The sequence below is a fragment of the Mycobacterium sp. genome, assembly GCF_052143115.1.
Classification (GTDB): Bacteria; Actinomycetota; Actinomycetes; order Mycobacteriales; family Mycobacteriaceae; genus Mycobacterium.
The window spans coordinates 1-17,695 of record NZ_JBKQTQ010000299.1; the positions used below are offsets into that span (position 1 = coordinate 1).

19 protein-coding genes and 2 pseudogenes are annotated in these 17,695 nt (G+C 65.3%); 6 read left to right on the top strand and 15 right to left on the bottom strand.

Features of this window, described 5'->3' with window-relative positions:
• Window positions 1-290: 290 nt before the first annotated feature.
• The 9 genes from ACLQI9_RS29630 to ctaD form a co-directional block, all read right to left on the bottom strand.
• Window positions 291-1,004: an esterase gene (locus ACLQI9_RS29630; RefSeq protein ID WP_324443703.1), complete on the bottom strand. Its 714-nt coding sequence runs from the start codon at window positions 1,002-1,004 to the stop codon at window positions 291-293.
• Between the two features lie 112 nt (window positions 1,005-1,116).
• A complete protein-coding gene (locus tag ACLQI9_RS29635; RefSeq protein ID WP_324443701.1) occupies window positions 1,117-1,251 on the bottom strand; it encodes a hypothetical protein in 135 nt (44 codons plus the stop codon).
• Between the two features lie 284 nt (window positions 1,252-1,535).
• On the bottom strand, window positions 1,536-2,735 hold the full coding sequence (locus tag ACLQI9_RS29640; protein ID WP_442378668.1) for a THUMP-like domain-containing protein: 1,200 nt from the start codon (window positions 2,733-2,735) through the stop codon (window positions 1,536-1,538).
• A complete protein-coding gene (locus ACLQI9_RS29645) occupies window positions 2,693-3,676 on the bottom strand; it encodes a class I SAM-dependent methyltransferase (RefSeq protein ID WP_442378655.1) in 984 nt (327 codons plus the stop codon). The genes ACLQI9_RS29640 and ACLQI9_RS29645 overlap by 43 nt, the downstream gene beginning before the upstream one ends.
• Complete coding sequence (locus tag ACLQI9_RS29650) at window positions 3,648-4,421, bottom strand: enoyl-CoA hydratase (protein WP_414687301.1); 774 nt, start codon at window positions 4,419-4,421, stop codon at window positions 3,648-3,650. Before ACLQI9_RS29650 ends, ACLQI9_RS29645 begins: the two co-directional genes overlap by 29 nt.
• Window positions 4,409-5,236, bottom strand: coding sequence for an NUDIX hydrolase (locus ACLQI9_RS29655; RefSeq protein ID WP_442378656.1), 828 nt, complete (start codon window positions 5,234-5,236; stop codon window positions 4,409-4,411). The genes ACLQI9_RS29650 and ACLQI9_RS29655 overlap by 13 nt, the downstream gene beginning before the upstream one ends.
• A complete protein-coding gene (locus tag ACLQI9_RS29660; protein WP_442378657.1) occupies window positions 5,236-6,108 on the bottom strand; it encodes an ABC transporter ATP-binding protein in 873 nt (290 codons plus the stop codon). Before ACLQI9_RS29660 ends, ACLQI9_RS29655 begins: the two co-directional genes overlap by 1 nt.
• Window positions 6,109-6,181: 73 nt before the next feature.
• Window positions 6,182-7,417, bottom strand: a complete 1,236-nt coding sequence (serB, locus tag ACLQI9_RS29665) for a phosphoserine phosphatase SerB (protein ID WP_442378669.1) — start codon at window positions 7,415-7,417, stop codon at window positions 6,182-6,184.
• Complete coding sequence (gene ctaD / locus ACLQI9_RS29670) at window positions 7,414-9,138, bottom strand: aa3-type cytochrome oxidase subunit I (RefSeq protein WP_442392633.1); 1,725 nt, start codon at window positions 9,136-9,138, stop codon at window positions 7,414-7,416. Before ctaD ends, serB begins: the two co-directional genes overlap by 4 nt.
• Before the next feature lie 158 nt (window positions 9,139-9,296).
• On the opposite strand from ctaD, the gene ACLQI9_RS29675 reads away from it, so the two are divergent.
• Both ACLQI9_RS29675 and ACLQI9_RS29680 read left to right on the top strand, forming a co-directional pair.
• Entirely contained in the window at window positions 9,297-10,382 is a 1,086-nt protein-coding gene (locus tag ACLQI9_RS29675) for an iron-siderophore ABC transporter substrate-binding protein (RefSeq protein WP_442378659.1), read from the top strand.
• A 116-nt stretch (window positions 10,383-10,498) separates the two neighbouring features.
• Window positions 10,499-11,539, top strand: coding sequence for an NAD(P)-dependent alcohol dehydrogenase (locus tag ACLQI9_RS29680; RefSeq protein ID WP_442378660.1), 1,041 nt, complete (start codon window positions 10,499-10,501; stop codon window positions 11,537-11,539).
• Here ACLQI9_RS29680 and ACLQI9_RS29685 read toward each other — a convergent pair.
• Together ACLQI9_RS29685 and ACLQI9_RS29690 are read right to left on the bottom strand one after the other, a co-directional pair.
• The gene (locus tag ACLQI9_RS29685; protein ID WP_442378670.1) at window positions 11,528-11,836 is read right to left on the bottom strand and encodes a DUF3349 domain-containing protein; all 309 of its coding nucleotides are present in this window, start codon (window positions 11,834-11,836) and stop codon (window positions 11,528-11,530) included. The genes ACLQI9_RS29680 and ACLQI9_RS29685 overlap by 12 nt on opposite strands.
• A gap of 249 nt (window positions 11,837-12,085) precedes the next feature.
• A pseudogene (locus ACLQI9_RS29690) lies at window positions 12,086-12,178 on the bottom strand (helix-turn-helix domain-containing protein); the annotation flags it as partial.
• Between ACLQI9_RS29690 and ACLQI9_RS29695 the strand changes: the two are divergent.
• The gene (locus tag ACLQI9_RS29695) at window positions 12,178-12,306 is read left to right on the top strand and encodes a hypothetical protein (protein ID WP_442378661.1); all 129 of its coding nucleotides are present in this window, start codon (window positions 12,178-12,180) and stop codon (window positions 12,304-12,306) included. The pseudogene ACLQI9_RS29690 and the gene ACLQI9_RS29695 overlap by 1 nt on opposite strands.
• Window positions 12,307-12,527: 221 nt before the next feature.
• On the opposite strand, the gene ACLQI9_RS29700 is transcribed toward ACLQI9_RS29695, so the two are convergent.
• From ACLQI9_RS29700 to ACLQI9_RS29710, 3 genes are all read right to left on the bottom strand, one after another.
• On the bottom strand, window positions 12,528-13,076 hold the full coding sequence (locus ACLQI9_RS29700) for a hypothetical protein (protein WP_442378662.1): 549 nt from the start codon (window positions 13,074-13,076) through the stop codon (window positions 12,528-12,530).
• Window positions 13,077-13,089: 13 nt separating this feature from the next.
• Window positions 13,090-14,064 (bottom strand): class 1b ribonucleoside-diphosphate reductase subunit beta, encoded by a 975-nt coding sequence (gene nrdF / locus ACLQI9_RS29705; protein ID WP_442378663.1) that lies wholly within the window; start codon window positions 14,062-14,064, stop codon window positions 13,090-13,092.
• A 116-nt stretch (window positions 14,065-14,180) separates the two neighbouring features.
• On the bottom strand, window positions 14,181-14,792 hold the full coding sequence (locus ACLQI9_RS29710) for a TetR/AcrR family transcriptional regulator (protein ID WP_442392635.1): 612 nt from the start codon (window positions 14,790-14,792) through the stop codon (window positions 14,181-14,183).
• A 101-nt stretch (window positions 14,793-14,893) separates the two neighbouring features.
• Here ACLQI9_RS29710 and ACLQI9_RS29715 point away from each other — a divergent pair, with 101 nt between their 5' ends.
• The 3 genes from ACLQI9_RS29715 to ACLQI9_RS29725 are packed head-to-tail and all read left to right on the top strand — an operon-like array spanning window position 14,894 to window position 17,500.
• A complete protein-coding gene (locus tag ACLQI9_RS29715) occupies window positions 14,894-16,468 on the top strand; it encodes a phytoene desaturase family protein (protein ID WP_442378665.1) in 1,575 nt (524 codons plus the stop codon).
• Between the two features lie 41 nt (window positions 16,469-16,509).
• Window positions 16,510-16,956, top strand: coding sequence for an SRPBCC family protein (locus ACLQI9_RS29720; RefSeq protein WP_442378666.1), 447 nt, complete (start codon window positions 16,510-16,512; stop codon window positions 16,954-16,956).
• Entirely contained in the window at window positions 16,940-17,500 is a 561-nt protein-coding gene (locus ACLQI9_RS29725; RefSeq protein ID WP_442378667.1) for a TetR family transcriptional regulator, read from the top strand. The genes ACLQI9_RS29720 and ACLQI9_RS29725 overlap by 17 nt, the downstream gene beginning before the upstream one ends.
• Here the strand turns inward: ACLQI9_RS29725 and ACLQI9_RS29730 are convergent.
• Window positions 17,468-17,695: pseudogene (locus ACLQI9_RS29730) on the bottom strand (4-hydroxyacetophenone monooxygenase); the annotation flags it as partial. The gene ACLQI9_RS29725 and the pseudogene ACLQI9_RS29730 sit on opposite strands and share 33 nt — an antisense overlap.

Sequence of the window (17,695 nt, forward strand, 5' to 3'; positions counted from 1 at the left end):
CGGACCCCAACGCAAAGCACCGCCCACGCGGGCACCAGCAAACCAGGCCACCAATCAGTTGTCGCGGGCATCCGGCACATGAGGCAACGAATACCGTCGCGGGCATATTGACATGAGGCAACAGGGGTGCTCCTTGTGCCCGCCTCTGAGCGAAAAGTTCCCTGCGCGCCTTGGTTTGTCGCTACAAGGCGGGCAAACTGCCTACCGGCTCCGCGCAGAGATCGGCGTGACAGATGTGACTGCTGTACGGCCTAGGGCGTTGCTGGTGCCGTAACGACGCCGACAGTGCCTCAGCCCTTGACCGTCAGCGGCGGGATGGCGTTGCGCGGCACGTGAACCTGGCTGCCGCCGGCGATTGACGGCGGCAGCAGCTCTCCCGGCGCGAAGTAGAAAATCACCTCGTCATCGGTGATGGCGAAGTTCTGATAGTGCGACGAATCGAGGCCGGAGCCGGGCAGGATCGCCCCGGCGAACCCGGTCTGCCGTCCCATCTCGCGCTGCACGATCGGGAAAACGGAATCAAGCGGTTTGCTGTTAGGCACGAAGAGCGTGTCGAAGGTGATCGCTTGCTGTGATCCGAGGTCGTAGTTGAAACTCTTGTAGGAGTTGGACGGGCGCGGACCGCCGAGGTCCTCGAAGACCTTGAGCACCACGCTTCGGGTGCCGCCCGGTGGCTGGCCGGAATGGTACTGCTCGGAGGTCACCTCCATTTGGTACGGCACCTCGCGCGTTCCCGATGTCTGCGACGACGTCTGCGCGACGCTGACAAATCCATCGCGGTTCTGGCCGATGTAGTCGGTGAGCGCCTGCTCGTCGGGGTAGTCGAGCGGAAACTTCATGTCCAGGGTGTAGGTGGACGTGGAGGCATGCACATGGCACGTCTGGTCACCCTCGACGTCGCCGCCCAAGTTGCCGCACGTCGAGTCCGCGGCCGCGACCGGCCCACCGGACCAACCCAACAGGGCTCCGGCCGCGATCAGCACGGCCGTCATCAGGTAGCGCATGGGTGACTTGTCCTCGCAGACTGGGAACGGCTCAAATGCCGTCCCGCAAGCCTACCCGGCTCCTATCAGGACGGGCGGCAAACGTCCGCCGTCGCCGACATGAGGCAGAAGCCTAGAACAGCGACAGCAGCTCGGCCAGGAAGCCGCCGCTGGTAGCGGCTGCAGTGCCGGATTCGTTACCCAACGCCGAGATGATCTCGTAGAGATAGTCGGCGCCTCGAGCCGAAGCGGTAGCACCGTCAGTCAAGAGGACGGCGGCGAGGTCATCAACCTAGCCAACTCTCTCAGCTCTTTTTCTAGCCCTGAACCGCGCAGGGTCTCGGGCCCTGGCCCAGCAAGTCTTCGGCCGAGATCAGCGCCGCGTGCGCGATTTTCGCCATCAGCGCTTGACCGCCGAGGCCCATTAGTTTATTGACCGGCGTGCAATATGTACGAACAAAAGCTGAGAAAACACTGAGTATGTCCTCAGCTTGTATTCGGACGATGCGAACTCAAAGGCCACTCGCGGTGGAATGCCGTTTAGTGCAGCCGCTACCGCGACGGGCGGCACAGGAATGCGATCCCCCTCGCCGCTGCACCCGAGCCGACCCGGGTGATCACCACCGTCAAGGCCTGGCTGCCCCGCAACGCCAACCGCCGTCGCAGCGCCGTGGGGTCGACATCCACGCCGCGCACCAGGATCTCCAACGTGCCGCCGTCCAGCGCTGAGAGCGCCTGACGCAACCGCCGCTCGTCGAACGGCAGCTGCTGGAGAACCTCGAATCCGCGCACTCCCGTGGGCAATTGGTCCCCGGACAGGTAGGCGATGTGCGGGTCCAGCTGCCACAGCCTGTGGCGCGCAGCGTAATGGCGCACCAGGCCGGCCCGCACCACCGCGCCGTCGGGGTCGACGATCCACCGGCCGACGGGCCGCACCGGGCAATCGTCCGGCTCGGCGTCGATGATCTGTTCGCCGCGGTCCAGGATGCTAGCCCGCCGGCGCACACCTGGGTCGGCCAAACCGGCCGACCACAAGCACGCTTCCCGCACCGACCCCCGATAAGAGGTCACCTCGATCTCGCCGTCGAAGCCGAGGCGTGTCACGACGTCGAAATCGATTCCGGGAGAGCACTTTACGACCAGCTCCCGGCCACGATAGACATCGAATAGCTGGTCCAGCGCGGGCTGGTACTCGCGCGGGTTGAAGCGCCGTCGTCCGCTGCCGCGCCGCGCCGGGTCGGCCATCACGACCGCGTCGCGGGTCACTGGGTCTAGCGCATCGGCACGGCACAGGTCGGCCGCGGCACCCAGGTTGTGTCGCGCCATCGCCAGCCGCACCGGGTCGATATCGCTGCCCACCACCCGGGCCGCGCAGCCGCGCAGCGCCGCGACCTCGGTGCCAATCGAGCACGTCACATCGTGCACAATGCCGCCGGCCAGCCGCTGCGCCCGATGCGACGCCACAACCGCGGCGCTGGCTTGCTGCAGCGCCTCGTCGGTGAACAGCCACTCGCCGGTACCGGGCAGCTTGTCGGCCGCGCGCCGCCGCAGCAACACGGTTTCCACCAGTGCCGGTGTCCGATCGCCGAATTGCTTTCGTAGCGCAGCGATCTCGGTGACGCGATCGGTCAGCGGCAACCCATCCACGATAGTCAGCGCCGCACGGCCCGCGTCCGATATCAGGTAAGCAACGTCGTCGAGCCCGAAGTTCAGGACGGCTTGATCCCGGTGATCATCACGTTGTAGAACCAGCGCTTCGGCACCACGCGGCGGCACAGGTTCTCATCAACCCAGCTCAACGTCTTCCAGCTGTTGAACGCCAACTTGGCCCAGACCCAGCCCAGCCGTTCCGAGGGCACGGCGTACTCGAAGGTGCGCAGCGGCCAGCCCAGCATTGCCGCTGTGAACTCGACGGTGGCGGTCTCGACGTCCACAGCGCCGGCGGAGACGGCCATCTTCTCCAGGTCACTGGGAGTAAAGGTGTGCAGGTCGACAACGGCCTCCAGCGCCGCGGCGCGCGAGGACTCGTCCAGCTCGGCCTGTGGACGCCGCCAACTGCCCAGACCGGGCAACTTGGTGACATTGGTGGTGATCCGCCAGGTCAGTGTCGACAGCGTCCGGGCGTAGCCGTTGCCCACAGAGGTCGGCTCGCCGGCGAAGACGAAGCGCCCGCCCGGCCGCAGCACCCGCTGCACCTCACGCAGCGACAGCCCGACGTCCGGAATGTGGTGCAGCACAGCATGTCCCACCACCAGGTCGAATGTGTTGTCGTCGTACGGGATGCCCTCGGCGTCGGCGACCCGACCGTCGATGTCCAGGCCCAGCGACTGCCCGTTGCGAGTGGCGACTTTGACCATGCCCGGGGACAGGTCGGTGACCGAACCACGCCGCGCGACCCCGGACTGAATCAGGTTCAGCAGAAAAAATCCTGTGCCGCAGCCTAATTCGAGAGCCCGGTCGTACGGCAGGCGGTAGATCTCATCGTCAGGGATGACGGCGTCGAAGCAGTCCCGCGCGTAGTCGATGCAGCGCTGGTCGTAGGAGATGGACCACTTCTCGTCGTAGTTCTCCGCCTCCCAGTCGTGGTAGAGCACCTGGGCCAGCTTGCTGTCGTGGCGGGCGGCCTCAACCTGCTCGGCGGTGGCATGCGGTTGCGGCGCCGGGTCACCGGCGGCCTTCGAACTCCTCGTCACGATGCGCCAGCTTAGTGGCACTGCCGAACACGTCCACAAAGCGGCGACGTTCGGCGGCCACCCGCTCGGCCGGAGCCAGCTCGAACACGTCGTTGATGCCGGCCTTGGCCGCGGCCAGCGCGTACGGGGGCCCGTCGACGAAGCGCCCGGCCCAGGCCACCGCGGCGTCGTACACGTTGTCAGGAGCTACCATCTCGTCGATCAGGCCCAAGGCCAGCGCCTCCTCGGCGTCGAAGAAACGTCCGCTGTACACCAGTTCCTTGGCCCTGCTGACCCCGACCGTGCGGGTCAACCGCGCCATGCCCCCACCGTCAGGCACCAAACCGGCCAGGATCTCCGTCGCACCGAAGCGCACGTTGTCACCGCTCACCCGCCAGTCGGCGGCCAGCGCCAGGCCCAGCCCGGCGCCCAGCGCGTAACCGGTGATCGCGGCCACGGTCGGCTTCGGAATCGCCGCGACGGCGTCGACGGCGTCGCGCCGCATCTGTGCCCAGGTCTCGGCTTCCGGGGCGGTCAGCGCGCGCAGTTGGGGCATGTCGTCACCCGCGGAGAAGATCTCGTGGCCGCCGAAGATGATCACCGTGGCGATGTCGTCGCGACGTGCGACCTCGGCGGCGGCCTGCCCGATCTCCCGGTAGACCTGGCGGGTCATCGCATTGGTGGGCGGCCGCGACACCACCAGCGTGCCGACCCCCGGGCGCTCTATGCCCAGGTGGATGCTGACGAACTCGCTCACAGCCGCCATCGGTGTCCACCGGCTTTCCGTGCCGCGTGGTAGCGATCGGAGTCGAAGAACTCGAACACCCAGTTGTCGCCGTCCATCTCCAGATTCGGCTGCACAGTGACGATCTGACGCTCGACGGCCAACACGTCGGCGACCGTGCGTCCGGCCAGCGAGTCCAGCTGGGTCCAGGTCGGCGGCAGCAGGAAGCTGCGGCCGGCCGCGAAGTCGTCGATGGCGGCCCGCGGCGTGGTCCAATCCGCACGGTCGGATTCGGTGTTCTCCCCGTCGGCCTGCTGACCCTCCGGCAACGCTCCGACGAAGAAGTACGTGTCGTAGCGGCGGGTGCGCTCGGCTTCCGGGGTTACCCAGTTGGCCCACGGTCGGAGCAGGTCAGCCCGCAACACTAGGTTCTCGCGGCGTAGGAAGTCGGCGAACGACTGCGTCCGATCGGCCAGCGCCAGCCGCGATTCCCGATACGCGGACGCGTCGCCGACGATGCCGCCCGGGTCGTCGGCCGGGCCCGCGAACAGCACGCCGCACTCCTCGAAGGTCTCCCGGGCCGCGGCGCACACCAGGGCTTCGGCCAGCTCGGTTTCGATGCTGAACCGCTGCGCCCACCACGACGGCCGCGGCCCGGCCCAGGCGATCTGGGCGTTGCGGTCGCGGTCGTCGACGCCGCCGCCGGGGAACACCATCACCCCGGCGGCGAATTCCATCGCCGAGTGCCGGCGCATCAAGAAGACGGAAACACCGTGGGAGCCGTCGCGGATCAGCATCACGGTGGCGGCGGGCCGGGGCGTCAGCGGGACGTAGGGTTCGTCGGTCGACGAGGTCATCAGCGCCTCCGATGGGCCGCGCGGGTGCGAGTGCGGCGGGCGAAGTAACGCCCGTCGATCACGTCGACCGTGATCGACTGGCCGAACGCCGTCGATAGATTCTCGCCGGTCAGTACGTCTGTCAGCAAACCTGCCGCGACGACTTGTCCCTCCGACATCAGCATGCAGTGGCTGAAGCCGGGCGGAATCTCCTCGACGTGGTGGGTGACCAGGACCAGCGCCGGAGCGTCGGGATCGGCGGCCAAGTCGGTCAGCCGCGCCACCAGTTCCTCGCGGCCGCCCAAGTCCAGACCGGCAGCCGGTTCGTCGAGCAGCAGCAACTCGGGGTCGGTCATCAACGCGCGCGCGATCAGCACCCGCTTGCGCTCGCCCTCCGACAGGGTCTCGTAGGTGCGGTCGGCCAGGTGCTCGGAGCCCAGGCTTTCCAGCATGTCGATGGCCCGGTGGTAGTCGACGTCCTCGTAGCGTTCCCGCCACCGGCCCAGCACCGCGTAGCCGGCCGAGACGACCAAGTCGCGCACCACCTCATGACCGGGAATCCGTTGCGCCAGCGCCGAGGAACTCAAGCCCACCCGGGAGCGCAACTCGGACATGTCGACGCGGCCGAGGCGCTCACCGAGCACGTAGGCGACGCCCGACGAGGGGTGCTCGGCGGCAGCGGCGATGCGTAGCAACGATGTCTTGCCGGCACCGTTGGCCCCAATGATCACCCAGCGTTCGTCGAGCTCGACCGACCAACTCACCGGCCCGACCAGCAGATGGCCATCACGGCGCAGCGAAACGTCCTTGAAGTCGATCAGCAGATCGGGGTCGGCTGCGTCGTTAGTCTGGTCGGTTCCACCCTCGGATTCTCTCGAATCCTCGGGTTTCACCTCCGGCTTCCGGTTTCGGGCACCCGACCATCGTGCCGTACCGCGACGCCGCGGCGGCTGTCGGGTCGCGCGGTTATTCGGGTGGGATCTCGACGCGTCGCACCACACCGTCGACCGCGTCCGCGGCCTCGATCTCGCCGCGCGTGACGCCGAGCAAGAACAGCACGGTGTCCAGGTACGGGTAGCTCAGCGAGGCGTCGGCAACTTCCCGCAGCGCGGGTTTGGCGTTGAATGCCACGCCCAGGCCCGCGGCGGCCAGCATGTCGATGTCGTTGGCGCCGTCGCCCACCGCGACCGTCTGCGCCATCGGCACGCCGACCTGATGCGCGAAGTCCCGCAGTGCCTTGGCCTTACCGGCGCGGTCGACGATCGCTCCGACGACCCGGCCGGTGATTTTGCCGTCGACGATCTCCAGTTCATTGGCGGCGACGAAGTCCAGCATCAGCTCATGCGCCAACGGCTCGATGACCTGCCGGAAGCCGCCGGAGACCACGCCCACGTGATAACCCAGCCGCCGCAACGTGCGCAGCGTGGTCCGCGCGCCCGCCGTCAGCTCCAACTCTTCGCCGACCTCGTCGAGCACTTCGGCGGGCAGACCCGCCAAGGTGGCCACCCGCTGCCGCAGCGACTCCGCGAAGTCCAGTTCGCCGCGCATCGCGGCCTCGGTGATCGCGGCGACGGCCTCCTGAGCTCCCACCCGGGCGGCCAGCATCTCGATGACTTCGCCCTGGATCAGCGTCGAGTCGACGTCGAACACGATCAGCCGTTTAGCGCGCCGGGACAGCCCGTAATCCTCCACCGCGATGTCGACGCACTGGTCCGCGGCCACCTGCGTCAGCGCGGCCTGTAGCCGGCTTCCGACGCCCGGTGGCGCGGAAACGCGCAATTCCAGGCCGGTGACCGGGTAGTCGGAGACGCCGCGAATGAGGTCGATGTTGATGCCCAGTGCGGCCACCTCCCGGGCCACCACGCCGAACGCCTCGGCGGTGATCGGTCGGCCGAGCACCACGATGGTGTGCGTCGACGGTTCCCGGATGATCGGCAGATCGTCGCTGCGCTCGATGCTGACGTCCAGGCCGACCGCGTGGATGGCCGCCTCGACGTCCGCCCGCAGCGTCTTACCCTCGGCCACCTCGAGTGGAGCCGACACCAGCACACCCAACGTCAGCCGGCCCCGGATCACGACTTGCTCGACGTTGAGCAGTTCGACATTGTGGCCGGAGAGAACCTCGAATAGCGCCGACGTCACGCCTGGCTTGTCGACACCGGTGACGGTGATCAGCGCCGACACCTTGCGGGGTGTACTCAGCTCGAGGGCACCTCGGCCAGCTCCTGGCTGTGGCTGCGGCCCACGTGCGCCTCGGCGCGAAGTCGTTCCACCATGTGCGGGTAGTGCAACTCGAAGGCCGGGCGCTCGGAGCGGATGCGGGGCAGCTCGGTGAAGTTGTGCCGCGGCGGTGGACAACTGGTGGCCCACTCCAGCGAGTTGCCGTACCCCCATGGGTCGTCGACAGTGACCACTTCGCCGTAGCGCCAGCTCTTGAAGACGTTCCAGGTGAACACGATCATCGACGCGCCAAGGATGAAAGAGCCGATGGTGGAGATGACGTTGAGGGTGGTGAAACCGTCGGTGGGCAGGTAGTCGGCGTAGCGGCGCGGCATGCCCATATCACCCAGCCAGTGCTGCACCAGAAACGTGGTGTGGAAGCCGATGAACGTCAGCCAGAAATGCAGCTTGCCCAAGCGCTCGTCGAGCAGCCGGCCGGTCATCTTCGGGAACCAGAAGTAGATACCGGCGAACGTGGAGAACACGATGGTGCCGAACAGCACGTAGTGGAAGTGCGCGACGACGAAGTAACTGTCGGTGACATGGAAGTCCAGCGGCGGGCTGGCCAGCAGCACACCGGTCAGACCACCCAACAGGAAGGTGACCAGAAAGCCGACCGAAAACAGCATCGGTGTCTCAAAGGTCAACTGGCCCTTCCACATGGTGCCGATCCAGTTGAAGAACTTGATCCCGGTCGGCACCGCGATCAGATACGTCATGAACGAAAAGAACGGCAGCAGAACGGCTCCGGTGGCGAACATGTGGTGTGCCCACACCGCGACCGACAACGCGGCGATCGACAGTGTTGCATACACCAACGTGGTGTAGCCGAAGATCGGCTTGCGGGAAAACACCGGGAAGATCTCCGAGACGATGCCGAAGAACGGCAGCGCGATGATGTAGACCTCGGGGTGGCCGAAGAACCAGAACAGGTGCTGCCACAACAGCACTCCGCCGTTGGCCGCGTCGTAGACATGGGCGCCCAGGTGCCGGTCGGCGGCCAGCCCGAACAGCGCAGCGGTCAGCAGTGGGAACACGATCAGCACCAGGATCGACGTCACCAAAATGTTCCAGGTGAAGATCGGCATCCGGAACATTGTCATCCCGGGCGCACGCATGCAGACCACGGTGGTGATCATATTGACCGCGCCCAGGATGGTGCCCAGGCCAGCAACGGCTATACCCATGATCCACAGGTCGGCCCCGACGCCGGGTGAGTGGATGGCGTCGGTCAGCGGGGTGTAGGCGGTCCAGCCGAAGTCGGCGGCCCCGCCCGGGGTGATGAAGCCGGCGGTCGAGATCGTGCCACCGAACAAGAACAGCCAGAACGAGAAGGCGTTCAGCCGCGGGAACGCCACGTCAGGGGCGCCGATCTGCAGCGGCAGCACCAGGTTGGCGAAGCCGAACACGATCGGTGTCGCGTAGAACAGCAGCATGATCGTGCCGTGCATGGTGAACAGCTGGTTGAACTGCTCGTTCGACAGGAACTGCAGACCCGGCGCGGCCAACTCGGTGCGCATCAGCAGCGCCATCAGGCCGCCGGTGAAGAAGAAAATGAAGCAGGCGACGCAGTACATAATCCCGATCATCTTGTGATCGGTGGTGGTGATCAGCCGGTAGACCAGGTTGCCCTTAGGCCCTGTTCGGGGCGGGTACGGACGACTCGCCTCGAGTTCTCCCAGCGGGGGCGCTTCGGTGGTCAAGAGCTCCTCCAAACGTCGGGCGGGGCGACTGGGATCAGTGGCTCCTGAGTCTAGCCTTCGACCGCGTCCGGCGAGCGACTGGTCCTACAAACTGTCGTACTGGGCGAAAATGGCCGTTCGAAGCGGATGTTACCGTCGGACCCGTGCTGTTCAGGGGTATGCGACCTGTGATGTGCGCTGCCGTTGCGACAGCGATTTCGGCTGCACTGTGCACGGGTTGCACGACGGGATCGCCCGGCGGCGGCTCGTCGGCGACATCGGTGATCACCAGCACCACCCAAATCGCCGGGGCCGGCGTTCTGGGCAACCAGCGGCGACCAGACGAGTCGTGCGCGCCGCAACCGACTGAGCCGGATCCCGGGCCGCCGACTCGCACGGCCCGCAACGCGGCCGGGGTGCAGCCCGATGTGGCGCAGGTGAGCTCCGATCCGCAGCGCATCGTCGTGCTCTCCGGCGACCAGCTCGACGCCCTGTGCGCGCTGGGCCTGCAGTCGCGGATCGTGGCCGCCGCGTTGCCGGACGGCTCGTCGAGCCAGCCGTCCTACCTGGGCACCGCTGTGCATCAGCTGCCGGGCGTGGGCACCCGCAGCAGTCCCGACCTGGCGGCTATCGGGGCAGCCAAGCCGGACCTGATTCTCGGCTCGCAAGCGTTGACGCCGAAGTTGTATTCGGCGTTGGCCGCGATCGCGCCGACGGTGTTCACCGGGGCACCGGGTGCGGCCTGGGAGGACAACCTGCGTGGGGTCGGTGCGGCCACCGGTCGGGCCGACGCCGCCGGCGGCGTGATCGACGGCTTCACCAAGAAGGCCCACGACGACGGCGCGGCTCACGACGCCGCCCACTACCAGGCGTCGGTCGTGCAGTTCACCGAGAACACCACCCGGGTATATGGTGCCGAGAATTTCCCGGCCAGCGTGCTGACCACGGTCGGCGTGGACCGCCCTGCGTCGCAACGGTTTACCGACAAGCCCTACATCGAGATCGGCAGCACTGACGCCGACCTGGCGGGCACCCCGGACTTCTCCCCAGCCGACGCCGACCTGGTGTACGTGTCGTTCGCGTCGCCGGCCGCCAAGGACCGCGCCGCGACCATTTTCGACAGCGATTCGTGGCGCAAGCTGGCCGCCACCCGCGACAACCGAGTCTTCGTGGTCAACAATGAGATTTGGCAGACCGGCGAGGGCGTGGTGGCGGCGCGCGGTGTCATCGACGACCTGCGCTTTGTGAACGCCCCGATCAACTGACGGCCAGCGGTCTGTGACGTCGACCGCACCGCGAGAAATACATAGTCTATCTATGCTAATCTGGGTGTGTTCAATAGAATTCGACACGAAACCAGCGCACTCAAGAGGATTGCCCAATGAGCAGTGTTTCCGCGTATGCCGCTACCTCGGCGACCGCGCCGCTGACCAAGACCACGATCACCCGCCGCGACCCCGGCCCGCACGACGTGGCCATCGACATCAAGTTCGCCGGTATCTGCCACTCCGACATCCACACCGTGAAAGCCGAATGGGGCCAACCCAATTACCCCGTGGTTCCCGGCCACGAAATCGCCGGCGTGGTGAGCGCCGTCGGCCCTGAGGTCAGCAAATACCAGGTGGGCGATCACGTCGGCATCGGCTGCATGGTGAACTCCTGCGGTCAGTGCAGCAGCTGTAAGGCCGGGCTCGAGCAGTACTGCAAGCCCGGTGCGACCTTCACCTACAACTCGATCGACAAAGACGGCACATCAACGCAGGGCGGCTACAGCCAGGCAGTCGTCGTCGACGAGAACTTCGTCGTGCGCATCCCCGACTCGTTGCCGCTGGACAAAGCGGCCCCGCTGCTGTGCGCGGGCGTCACTCTCTTCTCGCCGCTCCGACACTGGAAAGCGGGGCCGGACACGCGGCTCGCGATCATCGGCCTGGGCGGGCTGGGTCACATGGGCGTCAAGCTGGGCGCGGCGATGGGCGCCGACGTGACGGTGCTATCGCAGTCGCTGAAGAAGATGGAGGACGGATTGCGTCTGGGTGCCAGCCACTACTACGCCACCGCCGACCCGGACACCTTCCGCAACCTTCGCGGCAGCTTCGACCTGATCCTCAATACCGTCTCGGCCAACCTCAAACTCGGCGACTACCTGAACCTGCTTGACGTCGACGGCACGCTCGTCGAGCTGGGTATCCCCGAGCACCCCATGGAGGTGCCGGCATTCCCGCTGGCGCTGGCGCGCCGCAGCCTGTCCGGGTCGAACATCGGCGGGATCGCCGAGACCCAGGAGATGCTGGACTTCTGCGCCGAGCACGACGTGACGCCCGAAATCGAGCTCATCGAGCCGGATTACATCAACGAGGCCTACGAGCGCGTGCTGGCCAGCGACGTGCGCTACCGCTTCGTGATCGATACGTCAGGCTTGTGAGGCCGAAGCTTCGCCGTTAGACGCGTCCGCGATACCCGACAGCGGCCAACCGGCGGCGGCAAGCCTGGCGGCCACCCGCGCGATGTTCTCCGGACCGGCGTCGTATTGCGTCATGTCCGAGATGAAGTCCGCGATCACGTCACGGTCAACCGGGCCCTCGACGTCCTCATCGATGGCGTCGACCACTTCGGTGATCTCATCCTCGCTCAGCGGGGTGCTGTGCAGCAGCGCAAGCAGCGGCACGCGGTCCGGACCAGGAACGCCTTCCGGGTAGCCGACCTGCAGCCACCGGATCACTGAACGGAAGAAATCGGCCGTAGAAGATGGTGTTATCGCCACCTCATCAGTGTCACGAAAGGTGGGTGAGCGGCGCCACCGTCCCGGTGCGCCGTTCATACAATTCACGCACCGTTCATCTTTTTCGGCGGTCCTGATCGGCCGATCGGCCCGCTTGCGGCTCGATCTGATTCCACAGGATGGCCAGACAGAGCAGGTTCTGGTCAAGGGGATTTCTGTAAATCCAAACCGGTCAGCTTCTCCGATCCGTTGGATGCGATAGCGCACGGTATTGCGGTGCACGATGAGTTCCGCTGCGGTGGCTCCGCGGTGAAAGCTGTTGGCTGCCAACAGCACAAACATTGCCCAACGGCGTCGACGCCCATGAGGCGCACAGCGTCGACGAGGTCACCGAATTGGTTAGAGCCGGTATCGCCGACCGCCAGCGACCCACTCTCATCAACGCTCGCACCATTCCGGTCGGCGTGTAAACGCGAATACCATTAGCCCGCATGGAGCCCATCGGCTGGCGGCAGCCCACCGGCACGTTCTGTAAGAAAGGCCACCCACAGTTCATCGAAGTGCGAGCGGCCAAGGTTCATGGAGCGGACCAGTGCCAGGGTCAGGTCGGCCCAAGCTGCTTTCGTCGATGTTGTCCGGCGCACCGGGAGTTCATGCGCAACGAGAAAACAGCGAGGCGGTTAGCGCTGCCCTAGTTGTGGCCTCCGGCGAGCAGCGCGACATTTCGTCGAATCCGTCGCATCGTGAGCGACGAGAACAGAAGCGTGATCGCGCTCAGCAAGGCAAGCACCCCATAGAACAGTCTGTCGCTATTGAAGTTCACCGCCGCTGCCGCCACGGCTGCCGCGAACAAGAGCCCGAACGTGATCCAGGTCCATATCTCCGCGCGCTTGAGTTGATCGGCAGACTTGTTGTGCAGCCAGACCCTGCCAAGCCGGATCGCGGACGCCCGCACGTCAGGATCAGAAGGCACTACGCCATGCGCGACGGCATCGATCGCCTGGGAACGTCCCGTCTGGTCCAGTCCAGACAGCGCCTCCAGGGCTCCCCGATGCGTAGCTTGGCTTGTGGCAGTGAAAAATCCGGCAACGATGGCACCGAAAAAGATGGCCGAAAGGATGTTGCTTTCAATCTCAACGCGCGACTCCAAGGTGGTAAGCGCACCCCACCCCACAGCGAGGAAGAACGCCCACACCAAGAATCGCAGCCAGGCGGGTTGCAGGATCAGCCGAATGCGCACAACGGCCTGCGGGCTAGAAGTTCCAGTCCTCGTCTTCAGTGACGACGGCCTTGCCGATGACATACGACGATCCCGACCCGGAGAAGAAGTCGTGGTTTTCGTCGGCATTGGGCGACAGGGCAGACAGGATAGCCGGGTTGACGTCGGTTTCGTCGCGCGGGAACAACGCCTCATAGCCGAGGTTCATCAGCGCCTTGTTGGCGTTGTAGCGCAGGAACTTCTTGACGTCCTCGGTGAGCCCGACTTCGTCGTAGAGATCCTGGGTGTACTCCACCTCGTTGTCGTAGAGCTCGAAAAGCAGCTCGTAGGTGTAGTCCTTCAGCTCGGCCTGCCTGGCCGCGTCCTCGAGCGCCAGCCCGCGCTGGAATTTGTATCCGATGTAATAGCCGTGGACGGCTTCGTCGCGGATGATCAGCCGGATCATGTCGGCGGTGTTGGTCAGCTTGGCCCGGCTCGACCAGTACATCGGCAAGTAGAAGCCGGAGTAGAACAGGAAGCTTTCCAGCAGCGTAGAGGCCACTTTGCGCTTGAGCGGTTCGTCGCCGCGGTAGTACTCCATCACGATTTCGGCCTTGCGCTGCAGGTTGGGGTTCTCCTCCGACCAGCGGAAGGCGTCGTCGATCTCGGTGGTCGAGCACAGCGTGGAGAAGATCGAGCTGTAGCTTTTGGCGTGCACCGACTCCATGAAGGCGATGTTGGTGTACACCGCCTCTTCGTGCGGCGTCAGCGCGTCGGGAATCAGGCTGACCGCCCCGACCGTGCCCTGAATGGTGTCCAGCAACGTCAACCCGGTGAACACCCGCATGGTCAGCTGCTTCTCGTTGGCCGTCAGCGTGCCCCACGACGGGATGTCGTTGGACACCGGCACCTTCTCCGGCAGCCAGAAGTTCCCCGTGAGCCGCTCCCAGACTTCGGCGTCCTTCTCGTCTTGCAGACGGTTCCAGTTGATCGCCGAAACTCGATCGATCAGCTTCAATCTCTCGGTCACCAGAACCCCACTTCACCAGGACGAATAGTCGAGCGTGCTCAGGCTTCAAACACTACCCCTGGGGTGCGACAAGCCGAGGTAACACAAGAAGCTGTGTTCGCGTGTCGCGCTTCGCGTCAGTCCAGTCCGGCGTACCGGAGGGTGTGCGTGAGGCCATCTTCCAGGGCGCTGAGCGAGATGTCGGTGAGGCGGCTCAGCTCGTCGATATCGTCCGGGTCATGCCCGCCTTTGCTCATCCACGCTTCCAGCGCGACGAACACCGCGGTCGCCAAGCTGTGCGCAGCGATGTCGGCGATCATGGCCCCGTCGGCAGTGGGTGCCGAGCGTTCGTGGATGAAGCGCTGGATCTCGTCGGCGACCTGATCGCGCATCCGTCGAATATGAGTGGTGATGATGTCTTGGTCGAGGTCGCGAGATCGAATGGTGGCCGCTTCGCGGACCATCGCGAAATCAAAAGGGAAAGCGTCCACGGCTTTTCGCACCGACCTCGTGATGGGTTCCCCGTGCGGACGCAGCGCCAACGCGCGAGCGAACCACTCAAAGCCGATGTCGTAGTCGGCGAAGATCACCGCATGCTTGGACGGAAAGTGCCGATAGAAAGTTCGCTCGGTGACCCCGACATCGGCGGCGATGTCGGCGACGCTGGTTTGCTGCACGCCGTCGGCCACGAAGCGCTTCATCGCCGCCTGTTGCAACGCCTGACGCGTGCGCTGTCTACGAGATTCCACACTGTCAGCACACACCAAATGTCACCATTGACGCAAATATGTCAGGTATGACATGGTGCGGTCGAGGCGCAGGATCACCACGGATCGGGAGGCAGGTCAGCATGGCGGACTACGACGCGATCATCATCGGGGCGGGCCACAACGGTCTGGTTGCCGCCAACGTCCTCGCCAAGAATGGCGCGAAAGTCCTTGTCCTGGAACGGGCACACTTCCTCGGCGGGATGGCCGCGACCCGGGAACTCTTCGACGGATACAAGCACAGCGTCGGCGCGTGGGCGGTGCTGATCTGGCGACAGGAGATGACCGATCGCCTGGAGCTGACCAAGTGGGGCTTCGAACTGATGGATCAGTGGACGTCCACCTGCACGTTCGGCGACGCCGCGGATCCCCCGTTCGTGATGTACAACGACCTCGAGCGCATGGGACGCCATCTGATGGACGACCACGGCCACGAGGTTGCGACGGCGCTGGGCGGATTGTTCGCACACATCGGCCGGTTCGCGCCGTATTTCGTCGACTCGGCGTTCGGTCCCCCGCTGGACATCATCGAGGTGATCGCCGAGCAGCCCACACCCGAGGCCCGTCACGATTTCGCGCAGATGTGGTACGGCAGCACGATGGACACGGTCCGCCGCTTCTTGGCGCCGGATCAGGGTCGCTGTATCCAAGGCTCATTGGCGGCCATGTCCATTGACGCCTTCGACGGCGGACCCTGGACCCCGGGCTCGAATGCGTCGACGCTGTATCACTACCTGATCGGCGGCGGCAACGTCGAATACATCATGCCGCGCGGCGGCATCGGCTCGCTCAGCACGGCGCTGTGCCGGCGAGCCGAATCACTCGGCGCCGAGGTGCAGATGAAGGCGCACGTCAAGCAAATCCTAGTAACCGACGGACGCGCCACCGGGGTCGAACTGCGGGACGGCACAACGATTTCGGCCGATGCAGTGCTCTCGTCGCTCGACCCGTACACCACATTCGTCAATCTGGCCGGCGCGCAGAACTTTCCGCCCGACTACATCCGCAAGATCAAGGAAATCAACTTCAACCTGGGATACATCCAGGCCCACCTGACCATTGACCAAGCCCCACAATGGATCGAACGGCTGCAGCCATACATGTCCGACAACGGGCAATGGTGTCCCACCGTCGCCTACGCACCGTCGCCGGAATACATCAGCGACGCGTGGGAGCAATATCGCAAGGGACAGCTTCCCGACGCCCCGCCCACCTACCTGTACATCCCCAGCATGGTGGACTCGTCGCTGGCGCCCGAAGGTAAGCACAGCGCAACCATTTTCACCCCGTACTTCCCCACCGGACTAGACGCCGACGAAAACCGAAGCTGGAAAGAGCAATACGCCGACACCTGCGTACAGATCTTCGACAAGTACGCGCCCGGGTTCGCCGACTCCGTCACGAACCGCGTGGTGTTCTCCAACCGCTACTTCGGCAGCACCTTCAGCGCTCACGCCGGCGACTACTCTCATGGCCTGCTACAGCCCAATCAGCTGTGGACCGGTCGCGTCGTCGAGGGCGAGGACAAGTTCGCGACGCCCGTCGACGCGCTCTACCTGTGCGGGCAATGCACCCACCCAGGCCCGGGAGTGACCGGGATTCCGGGGTGGAACGGCGCCGAGGCCGCGCTCAAGCATCTCAACGCCCGCGTCGCGTAAGGGCGTATGCAAAACCCAAGGGTCGATGTACCATTTGGTACATGTTTAACGAGGACAGTATCGAGATCGACGCGCCGCCGCAGCTCGTATGGGATGTCTTCAGCGATGTCGAGCGCTGGCCCGAGTGGACCGCCTCGGTAACTTCCCTGGTCGGACGCGACGGGCCCGATCTCGCCGTCGGCAAACGGTTCGCAATCAAGCAGCCTGGGATGCAGAAGCTGGTGTGGCGGGTCACCGAGATCGATCCGGGCTCGTCCTGGACGTGGGTGCAACGCTCTCCCGGTGTGCTGGTGACCGCCCGCCACGATGTCATCGCCCAACCCGGTAGCCGCACGCTGGTACGCCAGCAACTCGACCAGCGCGGCGTACTCGGTTCCCTTGTCGGGTGGCTGATGGTCAAGAAGACCAAGCGCTTCCTCGGACTGGAGGCCCAAGGCCTCAAGGCATGCGCAGAGCAGCGAAGCCGCGCCGATGGTCCGCACTCCTGACCTGGACCGGCGCAAGCAACTTCTCGATGCACTCGTCGACGAGTTCGCGGCGGGCGGCGTCGGCGACCGGTCGTTGCGCGAGGTAGCCGCCGCGGTGGGTACGAGCCACCGGATGCTGCTGCACCACTTCGGGTCTCGAGAAGGTCTGCTTCTCGCGGTCGTCGAGCAGGCCGAGCGCCGCCAGATGGCCCTCGTCCCCGATTTACCCATGAGTCCGGCCGAGGGCTTCGCCACGATGTGGGCCGACCTTCGTCGCCCCGAACTACGGCAGCTCGAACGCCTTTTCTTCGAGTGTTACTCAAGGGCGGCCCAGGGCGAAAAGCCGTTCACGCGTATGGTTCCCGGCGCCGTCGATGGCTGGCTGCGCGAGGTCGAGGCTGCCGCCGATGTTCCATACGATGCTGCGATGGCACGGCTCGGGCTGGCCGTCACCCGCGGCCTGCTGCTGGACCTTGTCGCCACCGAAGATGAGGCAGGTGTCGATGCGGCCGCGAAAGCGTTCGTGAACCTGCTAAGCGGTTACCGCCCGGCGGCTGGCCCGTGAGCCGGTGCCCACCCCGAAGAAGCGGTATTCCGCGGGTCTTAGCGATCGAGTGGATCGCCAGTACTGCCAGGTCATCCCGCTCCACAGCGTCCGGTTGACGCCGTGCTCGTCGAGGTACCAGCTGCTGCAGCCGCCGGTGTTCCAGACCGAGCCGGCCAGCTTGTCCTGCAACTCGGCGTTGAATTGGTCCTGAGC